The following is a 514-nucleotide window of genomic DNA, read 5'->3' on the forward strand; positions in this document are numbered from 1 at the left end:
GCGGAGGAAGAGGGATTCGAACCCCCGCGGGCCGTTAAGCCCCTGTCGGTTTTCAAGACCGATCCCTTCAGCCGAACTTGGGTATTCCTCCAAAAATATTAGGTAAATAAATTATATTCAATTATTATAAAAATGGCGGAGGAAGAGGGATTCGAACCCCCGCGAGCCGTTAAGCTCCTGTCGGTTTTCAAGACCGATCCCTTCAGCCGAACTTGGGTATTCCTCCAAAAAATTATATGGACCTTGCAGGATTCGAACCTGCGACCGAACGGTTATGAGCCGTTAGCTCTAACCAACTGAGCTAAAGGTCCTAAATATAATTTACAACTAATAAATAGTGGCGGTGGAGGGGATCGAACCCCCGACCTCACGGGTATGAACCGTACGCTCTAGCCAGCTGAGCTACGCCGCCGTTGTAATTTAGAATTGTATTTAAAAATATATGGTGGAGACTAGCGGGATCGAACCGCTGACCTCCTGCGTGCAAAGCAGGCGCTCTCCCATCTGAGCTAAG

General features: G+C 48.6%; 4 tRNA genes. All 4 read right to left on the bottom strand.

Features of this window, described 5'->3' with window-relative positions:
• Nucleotide 1: 1 nt before the first annotated feature.
• The 4 genes from ACA31_RS06545 to ACA31_RS06560 all read right to left on the bottom strand — a co-directional run bounded on the left by ACA31_RS06545 (nucleotide 2) and on the right by ACA31_RS06560 (nucleotide 412).
• Nucleotides 2-91 (bottom strand) — tRNA-Ser (locus ACA31_RS06545).
• A 42-nt stretch (nucleotides 92-133) separates the two neighbouring features.
• Nucleotides 134-226, bottom strand: a tRNA-Ser gene (locus tag ACA31_RS06550).
• Nucleotides 227-237: 11 nt separating this feature from the next.
• A tRNA-Ile gene (locus ACA31_RS06555) sits at nucleotides 238-311 on the bottom strand.
• Between the two features lie 27 nt (nucleotides 312-338).
• A tRNA-Met gene (locus ACA31_RS06560) sits at nucleotides 339-412 on the bottom strand.
• Between the last annotated feature and the right edge of the window lie 102 nt (nucleotides 413-514).

This window comes from Staphylococcus sp. NAM3COL9 (assembly GCF_001431205.1).
Taxonomy (GTDB): Bacteria; Bacillota; Bacilli; order Staphylococcales; family Staphylococcaceae; genus Staphylococcus.